The organism is Corallococcus sp. CA054B, from assembly GCF_003611625.1.
Taxonomy (GTDB): Bacteria; Myxococcota; Myxococcia; order Myxococcales; family Myxococcaceae; genus Corallococcus; species Corallococcus coralloides.
This window is the reverse complement of record NZ_RAVY01000064.1, coordinates 24148-43926: the sequence shown is the minus strand read 5'-3', so window position 1 is coordinate 43926 and position 19779 is coordinate 24148. Positions and strand designations below refer to the sequence as shown.

The window sequence follows — 19779 nt, the reverse complement described above, 5'->3', positions numbered from 1 at the left end:
GTGCTGGGAGGGGCGGGTTTGCGCGCGTCGCTCATCGGAGGCGGAGTGTAGAGGGGGCAGTGCGCCGGTGGCTACTGGCCCTTGAGCACCTGCAGGGCCTTGCTGGCCACCGCGTTGTCGGGCTGGGTCTCCAGCACCTTCCCCAGCCAGCGCTCCGCTTCGCTCGCGGCCTTCTGGCGGTCCTCGGGACGGCGGGCCTTCTGGGCCTCCTCGGTGTAGAGCAGGCCCAGGCGCAGGGCGAACTCGGTGTTCTCCGGGTCCTTGTCCGCCACGACCTTCAGCTCCCGCTGCGCGGCCGCGTAGTCCCCCTGCAGCTGGTACACGAGCGACAACTTGCCGCGCGCGGCCGCCGAGTCCGGCGCCAGCGTCACGGCCACCTGGAAGGCCTCCTTCGCGGTGTCCAGGTCCCGGGCCTCCAGGCGCAGGTCGCCCAGGCGGAACCAGGCCAGGTCCAGCAGCGGGTTGAGCGCCACGGCCTTCTCGAAGGCGGTGCGCGCCGCGTCCGTGCGCTGCCGCGTCAGGTACAGCTCGCCCAGGTAGAGCTGGTTCTTGCCGTCATGGGGGGCGCGCTCGATGGCTTGCTTGAACTCGTCCACGGCGCGGCCGGCGTCATCCAGGCGCTGGTAGGCGAGCCCCAGGAGGGCGTGCACCACGGCCAGGTCCGGGTAGTCGTGGAGGATCTCCTCGAAGGCGATGAGGGCGTGCTGGGGCGCGTCCAGTTCATGCAGGTAGCGCATGCCCTCCTCGAGCTTCGCCTCCGCCGCCTTGGGGAAGTTCTGGAAGGGGTCCGCCAACGGGTTCATCAGCGCCCGCGCGGTGGCGACCTCCGCGGGGGTGGGGTTGCCGCGCACGACGGTGCCCAGGGCCTCCACGGCGCCCGCCGTGTCGCCCGTCCGGGCCAGGGCCTTGGCCAGGGGCAGCTTCCAGCCCGCGCGCTCCGGGGCCAGCTCCACGGCCTTGCGCAGCGGTCCCAGGGCGGCGGCGTACTGCTCGGACTCCAGGCGCGCCACGCCCAGGCGGTAGTGGAACTCCGCGGTGGTGGGGGACAGCGCGATGGCGCGCTCGAAGGCGGCCACGGTGGGGGCGCCCGCGTCCCGGGCCCTGGAGAAGAGCGTCAGGCCCAGCATGTACTGGTCCACCGCGCGCTCGTTCTTCGCGATGGCCTGGCGCAGCTCCTCCGCCCAGGCGTCCGCGCGGCCGGCCTTCACGTGGGCCTCGGTAAGGGCTCGGGCCACGTCCACGTCGTCCGGCGTGCGCGCGTGCAGCTCCCGCAGGAGCTTCATCGCCTCATCCGGCTGATTGCCGTCCAGGTATGCGCGCGCCTGGGCCTGGGGAGACAGCGCCGGGGCCTGGGCCTGGCCGTGGCCGCAGCCGGTGGCGAGCAGCCCCAGCCCCAGGAGGGCGGCGGGCCAGCGGAGCGTGCGGAGGCGGTTCGAGGGCGGCGTCAGGGGCACGGGGAGCTCAGGAGGCTTTGGATGTGACGGAGGAGGCAAGCTGCGCGACGCCCTCGCGGTTCGGCGCGGCGACGGCCGTGTCCGGATCACCGCCCTTGCCGCCCAGGGAGAGGCTGTCGGCGATGATCTGCGCGCGCACGGCGCGGGCCAGTCCTTCACGGTCGTTGTCCGCGAAGCCGGTGGTGTCGATGGGGCGGCCAATCTTCACGCGCACCGGGCCCGGGGTGATGTTCCACGAGTTCTTGGGCATCACGTTGTCGGTGCCCTCGATGGTGACGGGGCAGATGGGCACGCGGGCCTTGAGCGCGAGCGCGAAGGGGCCCTTCTTGAAGGGCAGCACGCGGCCGTCCGGGGAGCGGGTGCCCTCCGGGTACAGGAAGATGCTGGTGCCCGCGCGGATCTTCCGGGCGGCTTTTTCAAGCGACGCGATGGCGGACGAACGGTCCCCACGGTCGATGAAGATGTGGCCCGCGAGCCAGAGGTACCAGCCGATGAACGGCACGAAGCGCAGCTGCGACTTGGCGACGAAGCGGAAGTCCACCGGCACGGCGAGAAAATGGGCCGGGATGTCGAGTGTGGACAGGTGGTTGCCGACGTAGATGGTGGGCCGCTTCGGGTCCACGTTTTCCCCGCCCATGACCTCCAGCTTCGCGCCCCCGGCCCAGAGGAGCACGGGCGACCAGAGCCTGCGGGCGACGGCGACCGAACGCGACGGGTTGAGCGTCACCAGCATGGCGAGGCAGGCCACCGGGAAGCAGACCATGGACCAGACTGTCGCCACGAAGATGCACCACAGCTTGCGCAGCATGCGTCGCCTTTCCTCCTACCGGGGGACCTGAGCGCCGGAAGGACCCCGGGGGTGCCGCTCCCCCGTCGTGCAGGCAGGCGGCGCGGCATGAACGCCGGCTCGGGCTCCTGGACGTGCGGAACGGTGCGGGGGCATGCACTTTATCTACCATGGCTCCCCTCGCCATTGTTTCTGGTGAATGCCGCTCGCCGGGGTTACAAGCAAGGGTGGCGTGGCCAGGAAAAAGTTCATCGCCATCGCGGGCAACATCGGGGCCGGAAAGACGGAGCTCACGTCCTTCCTGTGCCGGAAGTACGGCCTCACGCCGTCCTTCGAGCCCAATGACCAGAACCCCTACCTCGCGGATTTCTACAAGGACATGAAGACGTGGGCGTTCCGCTCGCAGCTCTTCTTCCTGACGCACAAGTTCCGACTGCACAGGGAACTGGAGCGCACACCCGGCACCGTGCTCCAGGACCGGACCCTCTACGAGGACGCGGAAATCTTCGCCAAGAACCTCCACCGGCAGCGGCTCATCGACAAGCGGGACTGGTCCACCTACTGGGAGCTGTATCAGACCATCTCCCAGTCGCTCCGGCCGCCCGACCTGATGATCTACCTGCGCTGCCCGGTGGCCACGCTGAAGGAGCGCATCCGCCTGCGCGGGCGGACCATGGAGAAGGACATCCCGACCGCCTACCTGAAGCGCCTCAACGCCCTCTACGAGGAGTGGTTCGAGGGCTACTCGCTGTCACCGGTGCTGGTGCTGGGGACGGACAAGCTGGACTACCTCACCAACCTGGTGGACCGCGTGGACCTCTTCCGGCAAATCGAGAAGCACCTGTGAAGGAGGTCTACGTCCTGGCCACCGAGCAGTCCGTGCCGCCTTCCCTGGACGCGCTGCGCGCGGCGTTCGCGACGGACGAGGTGGAGTTCGTGCCGCACGAGGGCGACTGGGGCTTCACCGTGCGGGCGGATGGCTCGGAGGTGAAGGTGGTGCTCAAGCCCCTGGGCGACGGCCGTCCTCGGGTCCCCCAGGAGCTGTTCAGCGGCAGCCCGGAGGCCTTCGCGCGCGTGGAGAAGTCCCAGGCCTGCTACGCGTTCCTGCTGGAGCCGGGCGGCGCGCAGCCCACGCTGCCCGTCTTCGAGGCGCTGTGGACCGTGCGCACGCTGATGGAGCAGGCGCCGGGCGTGCTGGTGGACCTGACGGCGTTCAAGCTGCACGAGCCCGAGGACGTGGTCGAGATCACCGAGCTGGACTTCGACATCCGCGACCATGTGCACCTGCACGCCATCGAGCTGGCGGAAGGGGACACGCCGCTGTGGGTGCACTCGCACGGGATGGAGAAGTTCGGCGCGCGCGACGTCGAAATCTTCCACCTGGGCGAGGGCGACCTCCTGGCCGCGGAGAGCTTCCTCCACGAGCTGTGCACGGACCTGGCGTTCGCGCAGGGGCCGGCGCTGCGCTCGGAGGTGGCCACCAGCGAGGGCCAGAGCTTCACCCTGGTGCCGTCGGAAGAGGCCCGCGCGAACCTGCTGGGCGTGCCGCTGGATGCCTTCGAGGGCCACGAGGGGCTGTTCCTCACGGTGGTGTCGCCCCTGGGCCGGCACAACACGGCGGAGCTGCTGGCGACGTACCGGGAGCGCTTCGCCAAGGAGCCGGCCGAGCAGACCCAGGCCATGCACGAGGAGGCGCAGGCGCTGTTGCCCGCGTTCCTGGCGCGCTTCCAGCGCAAGGGGTTGATGGAGCCCCTCACATTCCTGGTGCGGGCCCCCTTCGAGACGCACCCGGAGGGCGAGGTGGTGGTGGAGAACCTGTGGCTGGAGGCGGTGGCCCGGGACGAGGGCTCCGTCGTGGGCCGGCTGGTGGATGGCGCGGTGCACACCACGGAGTGGCGCAAGGGGGCCCACGTGGAGGTGGAGGAGAAGCAGATCAACGCCCTGGCCATCGCCCGGGAGGGCCGCGCGCTCAACGAGTCCGAGCTGCGCGCTCTTTTGAACGCCGAACGCCCCATGTAGCGCTGTGCGTCCAACCCGACGCGTCTTGCGGGCGCCCCGAGGGGCACTGCTAGGCTTCCCGTCCGCATGCCGGCATTGCTGCTGCTCACGGGGCCCTCGGCGGGGCGCCGGTACGAGGTCGTCTCCCAGCTGACCCTCGGCCGCAGTCCCTCCTGCGACATCCCGCTGGAAGACGACCAGGTGTCGCGCCGCCACGCGCAGCTGTTCCTGGACACCGTCGCGGGACAGGTGCGGCTGCGCGACCTGGGCTCCACCAACGGCACGCTGCTCAACGGGCAGCGGCTGGCGCTCCAGGAAGAGGCGGTGCTGCGGCCGGGTGACCGGATGCGCGTGGGCGCCACCATCGCGGTGTACGAGCCGCCGCCGGTGTCCATCGTCGACGAGCCCTCGGGCGTGGTCGCTCCGGAGCCGGAGCACGTGCCCATCGAGGAGGTGCTGCCGCACGTGGGCGCGGCCGCGGCGATGTACTCGGCGGGGACGGCGCTCCTGGGCGCCACCAGCGAGGCCATGGTGCTGCGGCGGCTGTCGGAGGAGACGGTGCACGCGCTCAACGCGGATCGCGCCGCGGCGCTCCTGGGTGGCCCGGAGGGGCTTCGCACGGCGGCGGTGTCCGGCGCGGCGTCCGTGGAGGTGCCTCGCGCGCTGGTGCAGGCGGCGCTGGAGCGCAAGGAGCTGGGTCGCACGGACACGGCGCTGTGCTCGCCGCTGGTGGCTTCGGGCGGGATGCCCTTCGGCGTGCTGTACGTGGAGCGCGAGGAGTCGCCATTCACCGAGGGCGAGGGCCAGCTGCTCGCGGCGCTGGGGCGGCTGGGCGGCGAGGCCTATACGGCGGTGCGCTCGCGCGGGGAGGCGGAGGCCGCGGAGACGCCGTGGGTGACGCCGCTGGGGACGTCGCGGGCGTTCCGGGGCGTGGTGGAGGAGGCGCGGCGGGCGGCGGGCAGCGCCGCCCCGGTGGTGCTGCACGGCGAGCCGGGCACGGGCAAGGCGCTGCTGGCGCACTTCCTCCACGGGAAGTCCCCTCGCGCGCTGGGGCCGTGGGTGACGGTGGAGTGCCGTCAGTCCCTGGAGGCGGTGGAGGTGGCGCTCTTCGGCCGTGCGGGGGCGCCCGGACAGCCGCCGGTGACGTCCGCGGTGCTGCGCGCGGACGCGGGCACGCTGCTCCTGCGCCACGTGGAGGCGCTTCCCCGGCCCGCGGCGGAGCGGCTGGCGCGGATGCTGGCCCGGCGCGCGGCTCCGGCACGGCAGGGCGGGGAGGAGCCCGTGGACGTGCGCATCGTCGCCACCAGTGCTTCACCGGTGTCGCGGCTCGCGTCCCGGGGAGAGTTCGACGCGGCGCTGGCCCGGGGGCTCGCGGGCTTCGAGCTGGAGGTGCCGCCCCTGCGGGAGCGGCGAGGGGACGTGCCGGTGCTGCTGGAGCACTTCGCGCTGCGCGGTGCCCGCCAGGGCGGACGGGAGGCTCCGGTGCTGGGACCGGAGGCCCGGCGCCTCCTGGCCGAGTATCCGTGGCCGCAGAACGTGCGCGAGCTGGAGCTGGTCGCGGAGCGGCTGGGACGCGTGTACGCGGCGGGCCACGTGGGCATCCCGCAGCTGCCTCCAGAGGTGCGCGAGGGCGCGGTGGGGCAGGCGCCTCGCACGTTGCAGGAGCAGGTGGCCCGCCTGGAGCGCGACGCCATCGCGGAGGCGCTTCGCGAGTCCGGCTGGAAGAAGGTCCGTGCGGCGGAGCTGCTGGGCATCAGCCGGCCCACGCTCGACCGGAAGATGGAGGAGTACGGGCTGACGCTGGAGCGGGGGACTCGCGGCTGAGCGCGGTCAGGCCTTCGTGATGGCGGTGTCCTTGCGGCGGCTGATCAACACGCCCGTGAGGATGAGCGCCGCGCCGAGCACCTGGAACAGGGTGGGGCGCTCACCGCGGACGGCCCAGGCGGTGAGGGCGGCGACCACGGGGATGCCAGTGCCGTAGAGCGTCGTGCGGTTGGTGCCCACCTGCTGCACGCTGCGGAACCACACGAAGTACGCGAGCACCAGCGGCACCAGCGCCGAGTACACGAGCGCCACCCATCCCGCCGCACCCACGCGCGACGCGTCCATCTCGATGACCTGGGAGGCGCCGGCCAGCACGACGCCTGGGGCTCCCGTGAGCATGGTGATGGCGGTGAGGCGCAGCGCGGAGATGCCTTCTCCCACGGCGCGCGTGCCCACCGTGTAGATGGACCAGCACAGCGAGCTGCCGACAATCAGCGCATCGCCCGTCCACGTCGCCGCGCCCAGGTTCGGGCCTCGCGCGCCGACGACCAGCAGCGTGCCCACCACCGCGAGCGAGAGCCCCGCGACGACCGGGCGCCGCAGCCGTTCGATGCCCAGCGCCGCGCCCAGCGCCGCCGTCACCACCGGGCTCACCGCCGTGAGCATGCCGCTGTTGGCCGCAGTGGTGCGCGCGAGCCCTTCGATGAAGCACAGCTGGTACAGCGTGTTGCCCACGAACCCCAGTGCGGTGAGCCGCAGGAACGCCTTCCACGGCATCGGCTTGTGGCCTTCCACCGCGAGCAACACGAGCCCCATCGCGAGCGCCGCGAGCCCGAAGCGCAGCGACATGAAGGCCCGTGCCGGCATGCCCTCCAGCGCGTCCTTCACCAGGGTGTAGTTCGTCCCCCAGACGACCACGACGGCGAGCATCGCCAGGTCGGAGGCGGAGAGGAGACGGGCAGGCGCTGCGACCGCGGGCGACGAGGTGCTCACGGCGGCGGGGCATAGGGCGACGCGAGGCCGGATGCAACCGACGGAGCTGCAACGAACACGCAGGCCGTCTGGTGACACGCACGCTCGGTGCTCTCCCAGGGGGAGGCGACACCGGGCCGACGTTTCCCCACGCCCGTGCTTGTCCGGCCGGCCGTGCCGTGGCGTAAATGCCCGCCCATGGACTTCCGTTATTCGGACGAGGTGCGGCGCGCGAAGGACTCCGGGCAGCCGCTGGTGGCGCTGGAGACGAGCGTCGTCGCGCAGGGCCTGCCGTACCCGGACAACCTGGCCGCTGCTCGCGCGTGCGAGGAGGCCATCCGCCGCGCCGGCGCCGTGCCCGCGCCCATCGCGCTCGTGGACGGCGAGGTGTGGATTGGCCTGGAGGACGCCGCGCTGCGCCGCCTGGCCGAGGGCAAGGAGAAGCTCCTCAAGGTGGGCTCGCGCGACCTGGCCGTGGCGGTGGCCACCCGCGCCAGCGGCGGCACCACGGTGAGCGCCACGTGTGAGCTGGCCGCGGCGGCGGGCATCCGCGTCTTCTCCACCGGCGGCATCGGTGGCGTGCACCGGGGCGCTTCCGAACACTGGGACATCTCCCAGGACATCGCGGCCCTGTCTCGCTACCCCGTCGCGGTGGTGTGCGCGGGCGCCAAGTCCGTGTTGGACCTGCCCAAGACGATGGAGCTGTTGGAGACCGCGGGCGTGCCCGTCATCGGCGTGGGCACGAACGAGCTGCCGTCCTTCTACAGCCGCGAGTCCGGCCTCTCCCTGGAGCACCGCGCGGACGACGCGGAGGCCGCCGCGCGCATCGCCCACGCTCGCTTCGAGACGCTGGGGCAGGGCGGCGTGCTCTACACCGTGCCGCCTCCGGTGGAGGCCGCGCTGCCTCGCAACGACGTGGAGCTGCACATCGCGTCGGCGCTGGCGGACGCGGACCGGCAGGGCGTGCGCGGCAAGGCCGTGACGCCGTTCCTCCTGGGCGAGATGGCGAAGCGCACCGGGGGCAAGACGCTCAAGACGAACCTGGCGCTCCTGGAGAACAACGCGCGCTTCGCGGGGGCGCTGGCCGTGGCCTACGCCCGCCTCGCGAAGCGCTGAACGCCGCGCGGAATCAGGCCGTGCGGTGCTGGAACCAGGACATCAGGTCTTCCAGCGCCGCGCGGTCCACGTCGTCGAAGGTGTTCTTGTGCTCGGAGTCGATGTCGAGCACCGCGATGAGTTCGCGGTTGCGCCCGTACACCGGCACCACGATCTCCGACGCGGAGCGCCCGTCGCAGGTGATGTGGCCCGGGAACGCGTGCACGTCCGGCACCACCACCGTCTCGCCCTTGGCCGCGGACGTGCCGCACACGCCCTTGCCGAAGGTGATCTCCAGGCACCCGAGCGTCCCCTGATAGGGACCCACGCGCAGCAGCTTCCCGGGCGTCACCACCCGATAGAAGCCGGTCCAGAGGTGGCCGAAGGCGTTGTGCAGCAGGCAGCTCATCGTCGCCATCGCGCAGATGTCGTCATCCACGCCTTCGAGGATGGCGAGCGCGTGCGTTTTCAGCTCGGCGTATGCCTCGGTCTTGGGCTGACCGCGCAGATCCAGGGTGACTTCGGCCATGATGGGGTCCTCTGTCAGGAATTCAGTCCCGCCCCTTCTAACAACCCCCGTGCCGGCTGGCACTCTGGAGGTCGTGTGGAACCGCTCGTCCTGGATTCGAAAACCCGCTTGCTCGTACTCACCGGCGCCGGAGTCTCCGCGGAGAGCGGAGTGCCCACCTTCCGGGGCATGAACGGGCTGTGGGAGAACCACCCCGTGGAGGCGGTGGCGTCCCCCCAGGGCTTCGAGGCGAACCCCGCGCTCGTCTGGCGCTTCTACTCGCAGCGTCGGGCGGGGGCGGCGGACGTGAAGCCCAACCCGGGCCACGACGCGCTGGTGCGCTGGGAGCAACACCTGGGTGACCGCTTCCTCCTGGCCACGCAGAACGTGGACGGCCTGCATACGAAGGCGGGCAGCCAGCGCGTGGTGGACATGCACGGCAACCTCTTCCGCACGAAGTGCGCGGACTGCCAGCGTGCACCCTTCGCCGACACCTCCGTGCATCCGTCGGGCACGGTGCCGAAGTGCGACGGCTGCGGAGGACGACTGCGGCCGGACATCGTCTGGTTCGGGGAGATGCTGGACCCCAACGACCTGGCGCGCATTGGCGAGTTCATCACGCGCAACGACGGCACGCGGCTGGTGTTCCTGGCCGCGGGGACGTCTGGCGCGGTGTGGCCCGCGGCGGGCATCGTGGACGAGGTGCGCTCCGTGCGCGGGGACACGTGGCTCGTGAACTACGAGTCCGCCGCGAACACGGAGCGCTTCCATCACTTCGTCCAGGGATTGAGCGGAGAGGTGCTGCCCACCCTGGCGAAGCTCGTCTGAGGCTCGGGCGCTATGGGCCCCGGAGGACGGTGAGCCCCTGGTTGGTGAGGACGAGCAGCATGCTCGGCGTCACGGTGGGCTCGTAGACGAGCTGCAGGACACGCTGGCCGGACACGTCCTTCACCTGGGCCAGCGTGGTGCCGTCCGCCTCCAGCCGCCAGAGGCCCGCGCCGTCCGTGCCGATGTAGAGCGCGCCGTCATCCGTCGCCTTGAGCGAGAGGATGCGGTTGGACGGCAGCCCCGCGAGCTTCGACCAGCTTCCCGTGGAGCGGTTCTTCGGCGTCAGCGCCCAGACGCCGTACTGCTCGCTGCCCAGGTAGTAGCGGCCCGAGCGGACCTGTTCGAAGGCGCGCCAGTAGTCGTCGGTGGCCTGGCCGTTGAGCGCGTCGTTGTAGCTCTTGAACGACCAGGGCGTGGGGCCTTCCCAGGTTTGCTCGCGGTCCCAGTCCTCCAGCTTGGGGCTGGGGACGAGCACGCCGACCATCTGCTCGTTGGCGACAAGCACGTCACCGTTCTGCCCGATGCCCAGGCCGTGCATGTACGGGCACTGCAGCGAGCCCCACTCCGAGCCGTTCTCGTAGAGGTACCAGCCCGGGTGCCGGTGGCTGTTGTAGACGAGCCCCTGGATGCGCGTCACGCCGTGGTTGGTGGTGATGTAGAGGTCGCCGCGATCGCGGCCGCGCGTCACGCGGGCGCAGTTGAGGACGGTGCGATCCTCTTCGTAGTGGAAGTCATTGGTGTTGTGGATGCCCGCCTCGCGGCCCGCGTTCGACGCGCCGGTGGTGCGCCAGAGGTGCTCCTCGAGCCTGACGGTGCCGTCCGGCTGGAGTCGGACCGCATCGAGGTCTCCCTTCTTGTACTCGGCGAAGCGCTCGGCGGAGTAGCCCGCCTCGCCAGGCCAGGGGATGTACGTGCGTTGCTCGATGCCTTCCGCGCGCTTCACCTCGTTGGCCGAATAGCCCACGTACGCGCGTCCGGCTTCACCGCCGCAGATGACCGTGGATCCGGTCGCGAGCGCGTCAGGACCGAACGGCTCCGCCGCCTGCCCGACGTTGGTGGTCCACGTGGGCTGTTTGTCGCCCGGCCGCAGCACGCCGATGCGGCGGCCGTCGAGGAGCCAGAGGTTGAGCCCTTCATCGAGCCCGACGCTCTGGGGTTTGTCGACGCCGAACGCGCGTGTGTAGTCGAGCACGGCGTCCGTGGGCCAGGGCCCTGCGTCGGGCGTCTCGCCGGTGCCGGCATCTGGATCTGGCGGCGTCCCCGCGTCAGGCGTTTCACCAGCATCGGGTGTCCCGCCATCTTCATCCGGAGGGGGCGTGCCGGCGTCCGGAATGGAACCCGGAGGGGGAAGCGAGGGAACTTCGTTTCCATCGGACGGATCCGTGATGGTTCCATCCTGCGGATCGACTGTCGGGGACTGGTCGCTGCAACCCGCCGACAACAAAGAGATGACCACCAACCCCGTCCCCACCACGCCTGCGCGAATACCCATTCCGTGTCTTCCTCCATGAGGGCTTCATGGCAAGACACGGGCCAGCGTGTTTCGCGAGCTTGCTGTCCGGATGCAGGCCTACTCGCCTCGCCCCGCGCGCTTCCCGACGAAGAGTCTGCGCGCGTCGATTCGCGCAATGCACCGTGCGCCGCTCGCGGAGAATGCCACGGGTTCGAGGCCCGCCGCATCACAGAGGGGGTGCTGCGGTTCATGCGATGAATGGTGGCCGTCAACTCCGAGCGGCGGCTGCATCGCGCTTCGCACCCACTCACTGAAGTCACCTGGCAACTCCGTCCGAGACTCGCCTTCCAGCATCACGATGGTGGGCACACCGTCACGCTCGGCACCGACGCCGAGCAGGTCACCCGCGAAGGCCAATTGCGTGAAGCCGAAAGTCAGGTGTCCGTCGCTGCGGAGCGCCTCGCGAGCTTCACCCGTGTCGACGTCGATGACGACAATGACTGAGCGGTCCTTTTGTCCGTAGCCCTGGGAATGTCCGCTGACGTGTCCTGGCGTGACGAGCGCGAGTGCCAGTTGTCGCGGCGTACTGGCAATGGCCGTGCAGAGCCCCGGCAGTTCGAAGACGTCGTGACCTTCAATCGCTACCGCTGACCGTCCCACCCGCCACCATGCCGTGATGAGCCGCTCTCCCGCGAATGCGCCAACAGCATGCGTTGTCGGCTCATTGAACACGCGCTCGAAGTCTCGGTACGCCGCAGGGGCGTTCGTTCGCGCACCTACGAGGGCATGGGTGAGTCGGGCGACAAGGTGGCTCCGTTGATGAGGACTGCACTCTTCGATCTCCGCGCTACCAAGGTCCCGCGAGGTGTGCAGGAGGAACTCGCCTCCTCCGTCGTCGCCGAGGGAAACCAGCTCCGTCTCGATGCCAGCGCGCTGGGTGTACTCGCTCGGAGGCGCACGTACGCAGAACAGGGAGCGTGGCACTCCGGGGGCAAGGGCGACAGGAACCTCGAGCCAGCGAGCGACCTTTTCAACGAATGCGGCGCCCAACGCAGAGGTGGCCGCATCAATGCTGCCGCTGGTGAGCCATACGCCCTCATCGAGTACGTAGCGCGTGCCGAGTGGATGCTCCTCCACCGCGAGCTTCACCCGAAGCGGAGGCTTCTTCTCGAGCGATGGCCGCATGAATGAAGACACGCGCGCTGACGGAATCTCGTCGCCCTCGATGAGCTTCAGTGAGACGTCGACCCAGTGCTGTCCGGCGAGTTTTTCGATCAACTCGTCGAAGCCATCGGAGAGGAAGTGTCCAAGTGCTTCCTGGACGGAAGGTGGAATGCCCGGGCCCTCGATCCTGGGCTCGAGACGGTGCTCCTCGATTTCGACGCCATGGAAGCTTGCACCGTCCATCGAGTAGCCGGACAGCGCGACTTCTCCTGTCGGCACGGCCTGCGCGATCACCATCGCCGAACCGTCATACAGTGAGACGTGCAGGGCTTCGCACCCGAGCCTGCGTGCGATGAGTCCCAGTCTGTGCTCGCCGGAGGCACCGGGTTCCGCGAGCAGTTCCAACGGCGCCGTCTTGACGACGGACCAGCCTCCGCGGCCGGCCCCAAGGGCGAGGGCCCACCGGTCGGAGGTTGCGCCGGTTCCGTACTGCATCCGGTCCCATGTCTCGCGTTTGCGCCGCATGTAGGGCACCGCCACGAGCCCTTCCGCCAGGCAGATATCCCGGATGGCACGGCCCAGCGCATCGAGCTCTTCCGTCCGGAAGAGCGTCACCTGTCCCCATTCACCCATGGGGCGCCGTATATCGAAAACAGGAGACGCGAGCGCCGTCTTCAGCTCTGCCTCATGCCGTGAAAGCACGCAATACCCCGTATGGGTAATGGCTCGGCGGAGCCCGTGCAGGCTACTTCCCGCGGAGGGCCTTCCCCGTGAACTCAAGCTCTCGCGCTCAGAACCCACGCTGGTCCATTGAAGGCGACCGGTTGTGCATCTTGTTGACCGCTCTTTCCCCGGAGCTGTCCTCCCGCGTCCAGCTTCGCTGGGACGAGTGGACCTCGAAAGAGTGGGCTGACTCTCAACGCCTGTGCTTCTCCCGGGAGCAGTGGCTCGCATTGGGTCGTCCCAGTGAAGGGGGCGCGGACGAGGAGGAGCGCGGGCATCTGCGCGAGGAATGGGCCTCCTTGCAGCATCTGCTGATGGACCTGCTTGGACTTGAGACGCAGTCCATTCGCTGGGATGTCGTGGGCATCCCCGGTGGGGCGAGGGCCCAGTACAAGGTCCGGGTCGACGAGGAACCTGTCCTCGCGACGGGGAACGTCATCCCCTGGGTGATGACGCCTCAGGAGGGAGCGCCCCTCCCTCTGACTCCCACCGCCGCATGGGCTTGCTCCGAAGCGCGCATCGCGACCCATGCATCCGCGCAGGAGCAACTGGCGGTGGTCATCCGGCTGAGAGGCCTGCTGGAGGACGTCACCGGGCTGCTCGGAGGCCGGATCCAGTTCAGTCCCTCTGGCTTTCTCAAGACCTTTGAGCCTCGCCCGGTAACCCGGTTGGGATTGCGCTGGGAAACCGATCTCGAGGCTACGGAACTCGTCTCCTTGCAGCCCTTCGCGGTCTTCGAGGATGGAACCCAGGCACCGTTTCCTCTCTCTTCGGTGCGACCTGGAGGAATCGCGGGGAATGACAGCCGGCGGCCCTTGCTGCTTCCCGAGGGCACCGATGAGGTCCTGACGCGGGCGCGGCCTCTGCAGAAGCGATTGCCTGTCGACGTGACGCAGGAGATGCACGACCCCTCGCTCCTGATTCCGGAGGGACGGAACCTTGATTCCAGCCTGGACCTCTCGCAGTACTCACCCCGAGTCGCGGGATTCGAAGTCCTGCGCGGGCGACAGCCCGGAGAGGGGCGTGAAGCGACCGGGCTGGTCTGGGTCGAGCCCTCCACAGCGACTGAAGGCTTTGCGCTGACCCTCCATGTCGATGAGGGGGCTCTGCGGATCCAGTTGAACTCGCGCGAAGAGGCACTGGATGTCCTCCAGAAGAACGATGCCGCTCTGGTGGAGACGAGTCCAACCCCGCTGACGATAGGGGGACAGCAACTGGTGCCAAGCGAAGCACTGGGCCGCCAGCTTCGGATCGCGCTCAACCTGTCAGAGCCATCCTCGGAGGAGGGCGGCGGCACGGAGGTGGCTGTTGGAGCGCCTCGGCCCGGAGGCAAGGTGGGCGCCATCGTTCGGGACGTGGCGACTCCCTCCAGCGACGGACAACAATCACCCGAGCCGCCTTCCGTTCCCTGGGCGCAGTTGCGCGGTGCCTTCCAGAATGGAGTGGCCCTCAAGCCGCATCAGGAAGAGGGCCTGGCGTGGCTGTGGCGGCACGCCCAGGTGGGGTCCCCCGGCGTCCTGCTCGCGGACGACATGGGATTGGGCAAGACCCTGCAGGTCGCGTGCTTCATGACCTTGAGGTTGCTCACGGCGGGGGGAATGGAGCGGCCCCAGCTCGTGGTCTGCCCGACCATCCTGCTCGACAACTGGAAGCAGGAACTCGCCCGCTTCTTCCAGGAAGACCTCTGGCGGACGCCCTTCATCCTGCACGGGGCGGAGCTTCGGGCCGTCAAGCGTGGGGACGGACTCAATACCGAGTTCCTCGCGCAGCAGCGGTTGATCATCACCAACTACGAAACGCTGGGGGCCTACCAGCGCTCTTTACTGAAGGTGGATTTCGACGTTGTCGTCTTCGACGAGGCGCACAATCTCAAGAACCCGGACACGTTGCGCTCTCGCGCCGCCAGGGCGCTCAAACGCTCCTTCGCCATCGCGCTCACGGGGACGCCGGTCGAGAACGAGTTGTTCGATGTCTGGGCCATCTACGATGCGATCCAAAGCCGTGCGCCAAGGGTCTTCGGCCCGCGCACCTCCTTCCGTGAGGAACACGGCGGTGAACAAGGGCCCGCGACGCTCCGAAGCCGGCTGCGATATCCGTCCAACGACAGCACCCTCATGCGCCGCGAGAAGGCGGATGCCCTCAAGGACCTTCCGGAGAAGCGCTACCAGCGTCACGCAGTCGAGATGACGGCGCTTCAGGAAGAGCAGGAGCGGCTCATCGCCCGGCAGGCTTCGCAGCGCGGAGCATTCTGGGCCCTCGCGGCGCTCCAGAAGCTCTACCAGCACCCCGCGCTGTTGACGGACGCGCGAGGGATGAACGCGGGGACCGCACTCCGGGAGAGTCCGAAGACGCGCCTCTGCCTGGAGCTGTTGGAGCAGGTGGAGGGGCGGGCGAGCGGAGGGAGCGCGGAGAAGGCCCTCGTGTTCGTTCTCTCCCGCGCCATGCAGGAACTCTTGTCGGGACTCATCAAGGAGAGGTTCCGGCTGGCGTCCGTCCCCATCATCAATGGAGAGCCCGAAAACCGCCGCGTGGCGCTGGAGTCCATCCAGACGTTCTCGCAAGCCAGGGGGTTCCAGGTCCTTCTGCTGAGCCCTCTCGCCGCGGGCGCGGGGCTCAACATCGTCGCCGCGAACCACGTCATTCACTACGGGCGTTGGTGGAATCCCGCCAAGGAGGACCAGGCCACGGACCGGGCCCATCGCATCGGCCAGGTCCGGCCCGTCCATGTCTACTACCCGCTGCTGCACCGGCAGGGTCGCGTGGAGGCGGGGTTCGACATGCGGCTCCACGAACTCGTCGAGCGCAAGCGCTCGCTGGCCCGCGACTTCCTGGCGCCCGCTCCCGAAGAGGCGCAGCAGTTCGCAGGCGTGTTTCAAGAGGGGGAGGGCTGAACCATGTTCGACCTGTCGGTCTTGCAGGATGAGTCCCTGCGGATCCCGCTGCTGATCATCGTGTCATTGACGCTCGTGTCGCTCGGCTCCGTGGCATGGCGCCGGAAACGACTGGCGCAGGCCATCCAGGACGTGGAGGTCCACCTGGAGGACCTGCTTGCCGGACGGCGTGAAGAGCCAGGCACGCGGGACGAGGGGCGCGCGCTGTGGCGGGGCGTCCGCGAGCAGCTCGTCTTTCCTCCGGGAAAGCAGGAGGTTCCAGGTCCCATCCTCATGCGCTCGTCGCCCTCGCGTGAACTGCGCGAGACCTGCCGCGCCTTGTTCCGGCACTCCATGGGGCATGGGATTGGGAGGAACCTGACGGGCATCGCGCTGGTCATGACCTTTGGGTTGCTGGGCGTCGTGCTGGTGGGACCGGTCCAGGCGGCGCTGACGAGCACGGGCGCGGGAGGCGCTTCGCAAGCGGATTTGCTCTCGCAAGCCATTGGCAAGATGGGCGCCAAGTTCTTCATCTCCGCGGCGGGCCTGTTGGGAACGCTCTTCTTCCAGGCGTTCGCTTTCTCCTCCGAGCGGCGGCTCCTGAGGCGGCTGGATGTGATGCGCGCGAGCTTCGAGCGCATCACGCTCACCCTGGACGCGCACGAGATCTCCCTGGCTGCTGCACGTAGAGACGCGCTGGGCGAGTTGAAGACCGAAATCGTCCAGACCCGCAGGGACCTCTCCGATCGCCTGTCCCATCTTGAGAGTGTGGAGGTGTCCCTTCAGGACATCGGGACCGAGGTCCAGAAGAACTTCGGGACGATGATGAAGGAGCAGGTCGGGGACGTCATCACGCGGCAACTGGGCTCCGTCGAGAAGGCGGTGCGTGACATCGCGGCGGACCTCCAGCGCTCCATCTCGATGGGCTTCACGGCGGCCCTGCAACTGGAGATGGCCGGCGTTCGCGCGCATCTGGACGCCATCCAGCAGACGCTCGCGGGACAGCAGGAACATGACCTGGGACGGATCCTCGAACAGCTTCGTGACACCGTGTCTGGTGGTTTCCATACCCAGTCCCAGGACATGGCCCGCCAGATGGCGGGACTCGTGGAGGTCCTGCCCCGGCTGGAACAACAGTTCGAGGTGATGACACAGACCCTGGGCAGCCATGCGCGGCAGTGGGGCAGCGAGAACCAGCGCGCCGTCGAGGCGCTGGGCGAAAAGGTGTCCGAATTGGTAGGGAGCTTCGACGGCGTCCGGGACAGGCTGGAGGGCAGCGGTTCCAACATCGTGAGCAGTTTCAATGACGTGCTCACCGGCCTGCGGGAAAGCTCCAGCGAGATGGTTCGCCTCGCGGCGCAGGCTTCCCTGAACATGCAGTCGAACTCCTTGCAGCAGTCTGGCGTCCTTCGCAGTCAGATGGAGGAACTCCGCGTCCGGTCCGAATCGGACATGGGGCAGTTCCAGGCCCAGTCGGAGGAGTTCGTCAGGGTCATGAGGGAGACGCAGGACGGACTTCGCACCCTGACGAAGCAGATGAGCGACACCGCGGACAAACTGGCTGCCGCCTCCCGAGGCGTGGGGGAGTCCCATCACAAGGCGGGCGCGGTCTCCGCGAAGATGGATGAAGTGGCTCAGCGGTTGATTGATACGGCCAATGCCTTCCAGCGGCTGTCCCAGGAGCGCTCGAACGTGGTGAAGCAGGAGCAGACGCTTCTCAATGCCCAACGTGAGGCCGTGGACCGGGTGGGCCCGGTGCTCAATGCCTTGACCAAGACCTATGAGGACTCCGTCAGCCGGCAGGCCCAGATCCTGAGCAGCCAGTGGACGGAGGTCATGCACCGGCTCGACTCCGTGGTGGATCGCTCCTCAGGAGAGCTCGTCCAGGGCGTGGATGACCTCACCGAGACAGTGCAGCAGCTCAAGGAGACCTTGAGGCAGCAGGTGGCGCGGCGATGAGTTCCTCGGGCGAAAGCAGTGACAGGTCGCTCGCGGACCTGATGGCGGGTGTCGCTGTGGTCTTCCTTCTCCTGGCTGTCATCTTCATCCTCGAAGCGCGCAAGCAGCGCGAGGAGGCCATCCGGGAGAAGGAGGTCGCCATCGGCAAGGTGGACTCCCAGAAGGACGGGGTGCAGGCCTCGCTGGTGTCACTGCGGGAGGACCTCGTCGTCCTGAACGCGGACCTGGACGGAGGTTTCATTGCGCTGAGTGGGTTGGACGGCGGAGTGAACGCACTGGAGATCGAGTTCAAGAACCTCCAGTTCGGCCTGGGAGAGTGCCGTACCCCTCCTGCGTACGTGGAGCAGTTCCAGCAAGGCGCGGTTCCCCTCATCCATCGGGTCTGCGTGGCCGTGGATGCCATGCGTGACGCCGGGGCCGAGCCGTCCATCATCCTTGAAGGCCACACGGACGACCGCCCATTCCTGGGAACGAGCGGCGAGTGCGGCGTGCGCAATGGCGTTGCCCGTTTCAGCTTCGAGAACAACGTCCGGGCCAGCGCATCCCGTGCGCAAGAGGTGTTCTTCACGGTGCGGGACCAGCTCAAGGACGCTGGCTACGAGCGGGACTGCCTGGATGCGAACTTCGTGGTTTCGGGGCGGGGGCAGACCGCGCCCCGGCCCGGGACGGCCGGAAGTGAACCGTCCAACCGCCGGCTCGTGCTTCGCGTTCGCGGCGACTTGAGATTGTAGCGGGGGCTCCATGGGACTGGACGACTGGCTCGATGAGATAGGCGAACGGCAGAAGGTCGTCCTGGCCGGGCTCGGGACGTTCCAGCAGCAGGTGGAAGAGGGGATGCAGCAGCTCTTCCTCCGCGTGGAGACAGCCCAGCAGCGTGCGGATGACCGTGAGCCCGACCGCCTTGTCAGGATGCGGCAGACGCTGGACGTCGCGGCGGTGCTCAAGAAGCTGCATGCGCGGGACTTCGCCAGCCTGACGCGACGGGAGCGACGCGCGGTGCCAGGCCTGTGGCGTGAGGTGGGCCCGAAAGACATGGCTTGGTTCCTCACCCTGAGCCCGGACAGTCTGCCTCGGTTGGTGCGGCAGCGGCTCCGAGACTGGAGCTCATCCGAGGACGCCGCTTCTCAACGCGAGTGGGCGACGTTGGTGGGCCAGCGGCCCCTGGAGAAGAGTGCGGTGCGGTGGGCGCTTCCCACGTCCGTCGAAGAGGCACTGGGGCCTGATGGGCCTGGCACGTTGGCGAAGCATTGGCTGGCCCATCCCCTGGGGGATGTGGTCGAGATGCTCAAGAACTCCGGTCTCAAGCCCGGAAACCCCTACGCGGGGCACGTCATCGCGAGGTACCTGCTGCGGAGGCTTCAAGCCCGTCAGGACGTGGCGGAGGGCGTGAAGTTCCTGGTGGATGAGCCCCTGGGGCGGTCGTGGATGCCGCACAACAACACGGATGATGTCGCGGTTTCGGCTCCACTGGAGGCCCGTGTCGCGGTAGTCGCCGCCACCTTGGCGTGCTGGGGGAATGGCCAGGTTGCGTCTGACGTCCGGGGCCGGCTTGAGGAACGGTTGATCGCCAGGGACAGTGTCTTCGGGGATCCCAGGCTGACGACCTTGAGCAAGGCGTGGCAGGCCGTGCGTGTGTTGGGGGAGGCGGCGTTCGATGAGTTCCTGGCTGCGCTCATCCAGCAGGATCTGGAGTTCTTCTTCGAGCGGGCGATGCACGAGCAGGACCGGCGGAAGTTCTGGTTGAACTACCTGGGCTCCATCCGTCGGACCACCTGCTGGCTGGATTCCGTGACGTATGACGCCCTGAAATTGAAGTGCGCGACGCTGCCCGTCGAACAGCAGGCCGCGTTCCGACGGGCCAGGCGGCTCCCTGGGGGCGACATCAGCGCGTTCCAGTTGTCGTTCGAGCGGCATGTCGTAGTGGAGTTTTCAAGGACTGGAAATGCGACCTATGTCTACGAGCACAAGCAGCTAGCTCGAATGCTGAATGGTCAACCGGTGGTGCATGCCAATGAACTCAAGGACCCCGACGGCGACTACCGTGAGGATCGATTGGTCCACACTCCGGGGTGGCAGTTGCGCTTCGAACAGGCACTCCTGGACCTGGGAGTCGCGAAGGACCGCCGTGTGAAACGCACCGTGCGCTGAGTCACTGGCACTTGTGGCGGGGCATGTCAGGCGGACTCAAGCCGACGCGTCAGCGC

Annotated in this window: 15 protein-coding genes; 9 read left to right on the top strand and 6 right to left on the bottom strand. The window is 68.5% G+C overall.

The genetic code is table 11. From position 1 onward, the window contains the following. Positions 1-71: 71 nt before the first annotated feature. Both D7V80_RS17730 and D7V80_RS17725 read right to left on the bottom strand, forming a co-directional pair. Positions 72-1454, bottom strand: coding sequence for a lipopolysaccharide assembly protein LapB (locus tag D7V80_RS17730; protein WP_120589290.1), 1383 nt, complete (start codon positions 1452-1454; stop codon positions 72-74). Between the two features lie 7 nt (positions 1455-1461). Beyond that, the gene (locus tag D7V80_RS17725) at positions 1462-2262 is read right to left on the bottom strand and encodes a 1-acyl-sn-glycerol-3-phosphate acyltransferase (RefSeq protein WP_199738715.1); all 801 of its coding nucleotides are present in this window, start codon (positions 2260-2262) and stop codon (positions 1462-1464) included. Positions 2263-2473: 211 nt separating this feature from the next. On the opposite strand from D7V80_RS17725, the gene D7V80_RS17720 reads away from it, so the two are divergent. The 3 genes from D7V80_RS17720 to D7V80_RS17710 all read left to right on the top strand — a co-directional run bounded on the left by D7V80_RS17720 (position 2474) and on the right by D7V80_RS17710 (position 6063). Beyond that, complete coding sequence (locus D7V80_RS17720; protein ID WP_120589289.1) at positions 2474-3088, top strand: deoxynucleoside kinase; 615 nt, start codon at positions 2474-2476, stop codon at positions 3086-3088. Further along, complete coding sequence (locus D7V80_RS17715) at positions 3085-4260, top strand: DUF2314 domain-containing protein (RefSeq protein WP_120589288.1); 1176 nt, start codon at positions 3085-3087, stop codon at positions 4258-4260. The genes D7V80_RS17720 and D7V80_RS17715 overlap by 4 nt, the downstream gene beginning before the upstream one ends. Before the next feature lie 66 nt (positions 4261-4326). Beyond that, positions 4327-6063 carry an FHA domain-containing protein gene (locus D7V80_RS17710; RefSeq protein WP_120589287.1) on the top strand — a complete coding sequence of 579 codons (1737 nt, stop codon included), beginning with the start codon at positions 4327-4329 and terminating at the stop codon, positions 6061-6063. A 6-nt stretch (positions 6064-6069) separates the two neighbouring features. On the opposite strand, the gene D7V80_RS17705 is transcribed toward D7V80_RS17710, so the two are convergent. After that, the gene (locus tag D7V80_RS17705) at positions 6070-6996 is read right to left on the bottom strand and encodes a DMT family transporter (RefSeq protein WP_120589286.1); all 927 of its coding nucleotides are present in this window, start codon (positions 6994-6996) and stop codon (positions 6070-6072) included. A gap of 177 nt (positions 6997-7173) precedes the next feature. Here D7V80_RS17705 and D7V80_RS17700 point away from each other — a divergent pair, with 177 nt between their 5' ends. Further along, entirely contained in the window at positions 7174-8091 is a 918-nt protein-coding gene (locus D7V80_RS17700) for a pseudouridine-5'-phosphate glycosidase (RefSeq protein WP_120589285.1), read from the top strand. Positions 8092-8104: 13 nt separating this feature from the next. Here the strand turns inward: D7V80_RS17700 and D7V80_RS17695 are convergent, their stop codons facing one another. Then, entirely contained in the window at positions 8105-8599 is a 495-nt protein-coding gene (locus tag D7V80_RS17695; RefSeq protein ID WP_120589284.1) for a GAF domain-containing protein, read from the bottom strand. A 108-nt stretch (positions 8600-8707) separates the two neighbouring features. On the opposite strand from D7V80_RS17695, the gene D7V80_RS17690 reads away from it, so the two are divergent. Then, positions 8708-9406, top strand: a complete 699-nt coding sequence (locus tag D7V80_RS17690; RefSeq protein WP_233585448.1) for an NAD-dependent deacylase — start codon at positions 8708-8710, stop codon at positions 9404-9406. A 10-nt stretch (positions 9407-9416) separates the two neighbouring features. Here the strand turns inward: D7V80_RS17690 and D7V80_RS17685 are convergent, their stop codons facing one another. Together D7V80_RS17685 and D7V80_RS17680 are read right to left on the bottom strand one after the other, a co-directional pair. Continuing rightward, positions 9417-10598: a two-component regulator propeller domain-containing protein gene (locus tag D7V80_RS17685; protein ID WP_233585446.1), complete on the bottom strand. Its 1182-nt coding sequence runs from the start codon at positions 10596-10598 to the stop codon at positions 9417-9419. A gap of 378 nt (positions 10599-10976) precedes the next feature. After that, positions 10977-12656, bottom strand: a complete 1680-nt coding sequence (locus D7V80_RS17680) for a hypothetical protein (protein ID WP_147447128.1) — start codon at positions 12654-12656, stop codon at positions 10977-10979. Positions 12657-13963: 1307 nt separating this feature from the next. Here D7V80_RS17680 and D7V80_RS42810 point away from each other — a divergent pair. From D7V80_RS42810 to D7V80_RS17660, 4 genes are read left to right on the top strand one after another with little or no spacing between them, the layout of a single operon-like run. After that, on the top strand, positions 13964-15637 hold the full coding sequence (locus tag D7V80_RS42810; protein ID WP_233585444.1) for a DEAD/DEAH box helicase: 1674 nt from the start codon (positions 13964-13966) through the stop codon (positions 15635-15637). Positions 15638-15640: 3 nt separating this feature from the next. Next, positions 15641-17575, top strand: coding sequence for a hypothetical protein (locus D7V80_RS42805; protein ID WP_233585442.1), 1935 nt, complete (start codon positions 15641-15643; stop codon positions 17573-17575). Beyond that, positions 17572-18306 carry a hypothetical protein gene (locus tag D7V80_RS17665; protein ID WP_014395902.1) on the top strand — a complete coding sequence of 245 codons (735 nt, stop codon included), beginning with the start codon at positions 17572-17574 and terminating at the stop codon, positions 18304-18306. Before D7V80_RS42805 ends, D7V80_RS17665 begins: the two co-directional genes overlap by 4 nt. 10 nt (positions 18307-18316) lie before the next feature. Further along, on the top strand, positions 18317-19723 hold the full coding sequence (locus tag D7V80_RS17660) for an EH signature domain-containing protein (RefSeq protein WP_120589280.1): 1407 nt from the start codon (positions 18317-18319) through the stop codon (positions 19721-19723). Positions 19724-19779: the final 56 nt, after the last annotated feature.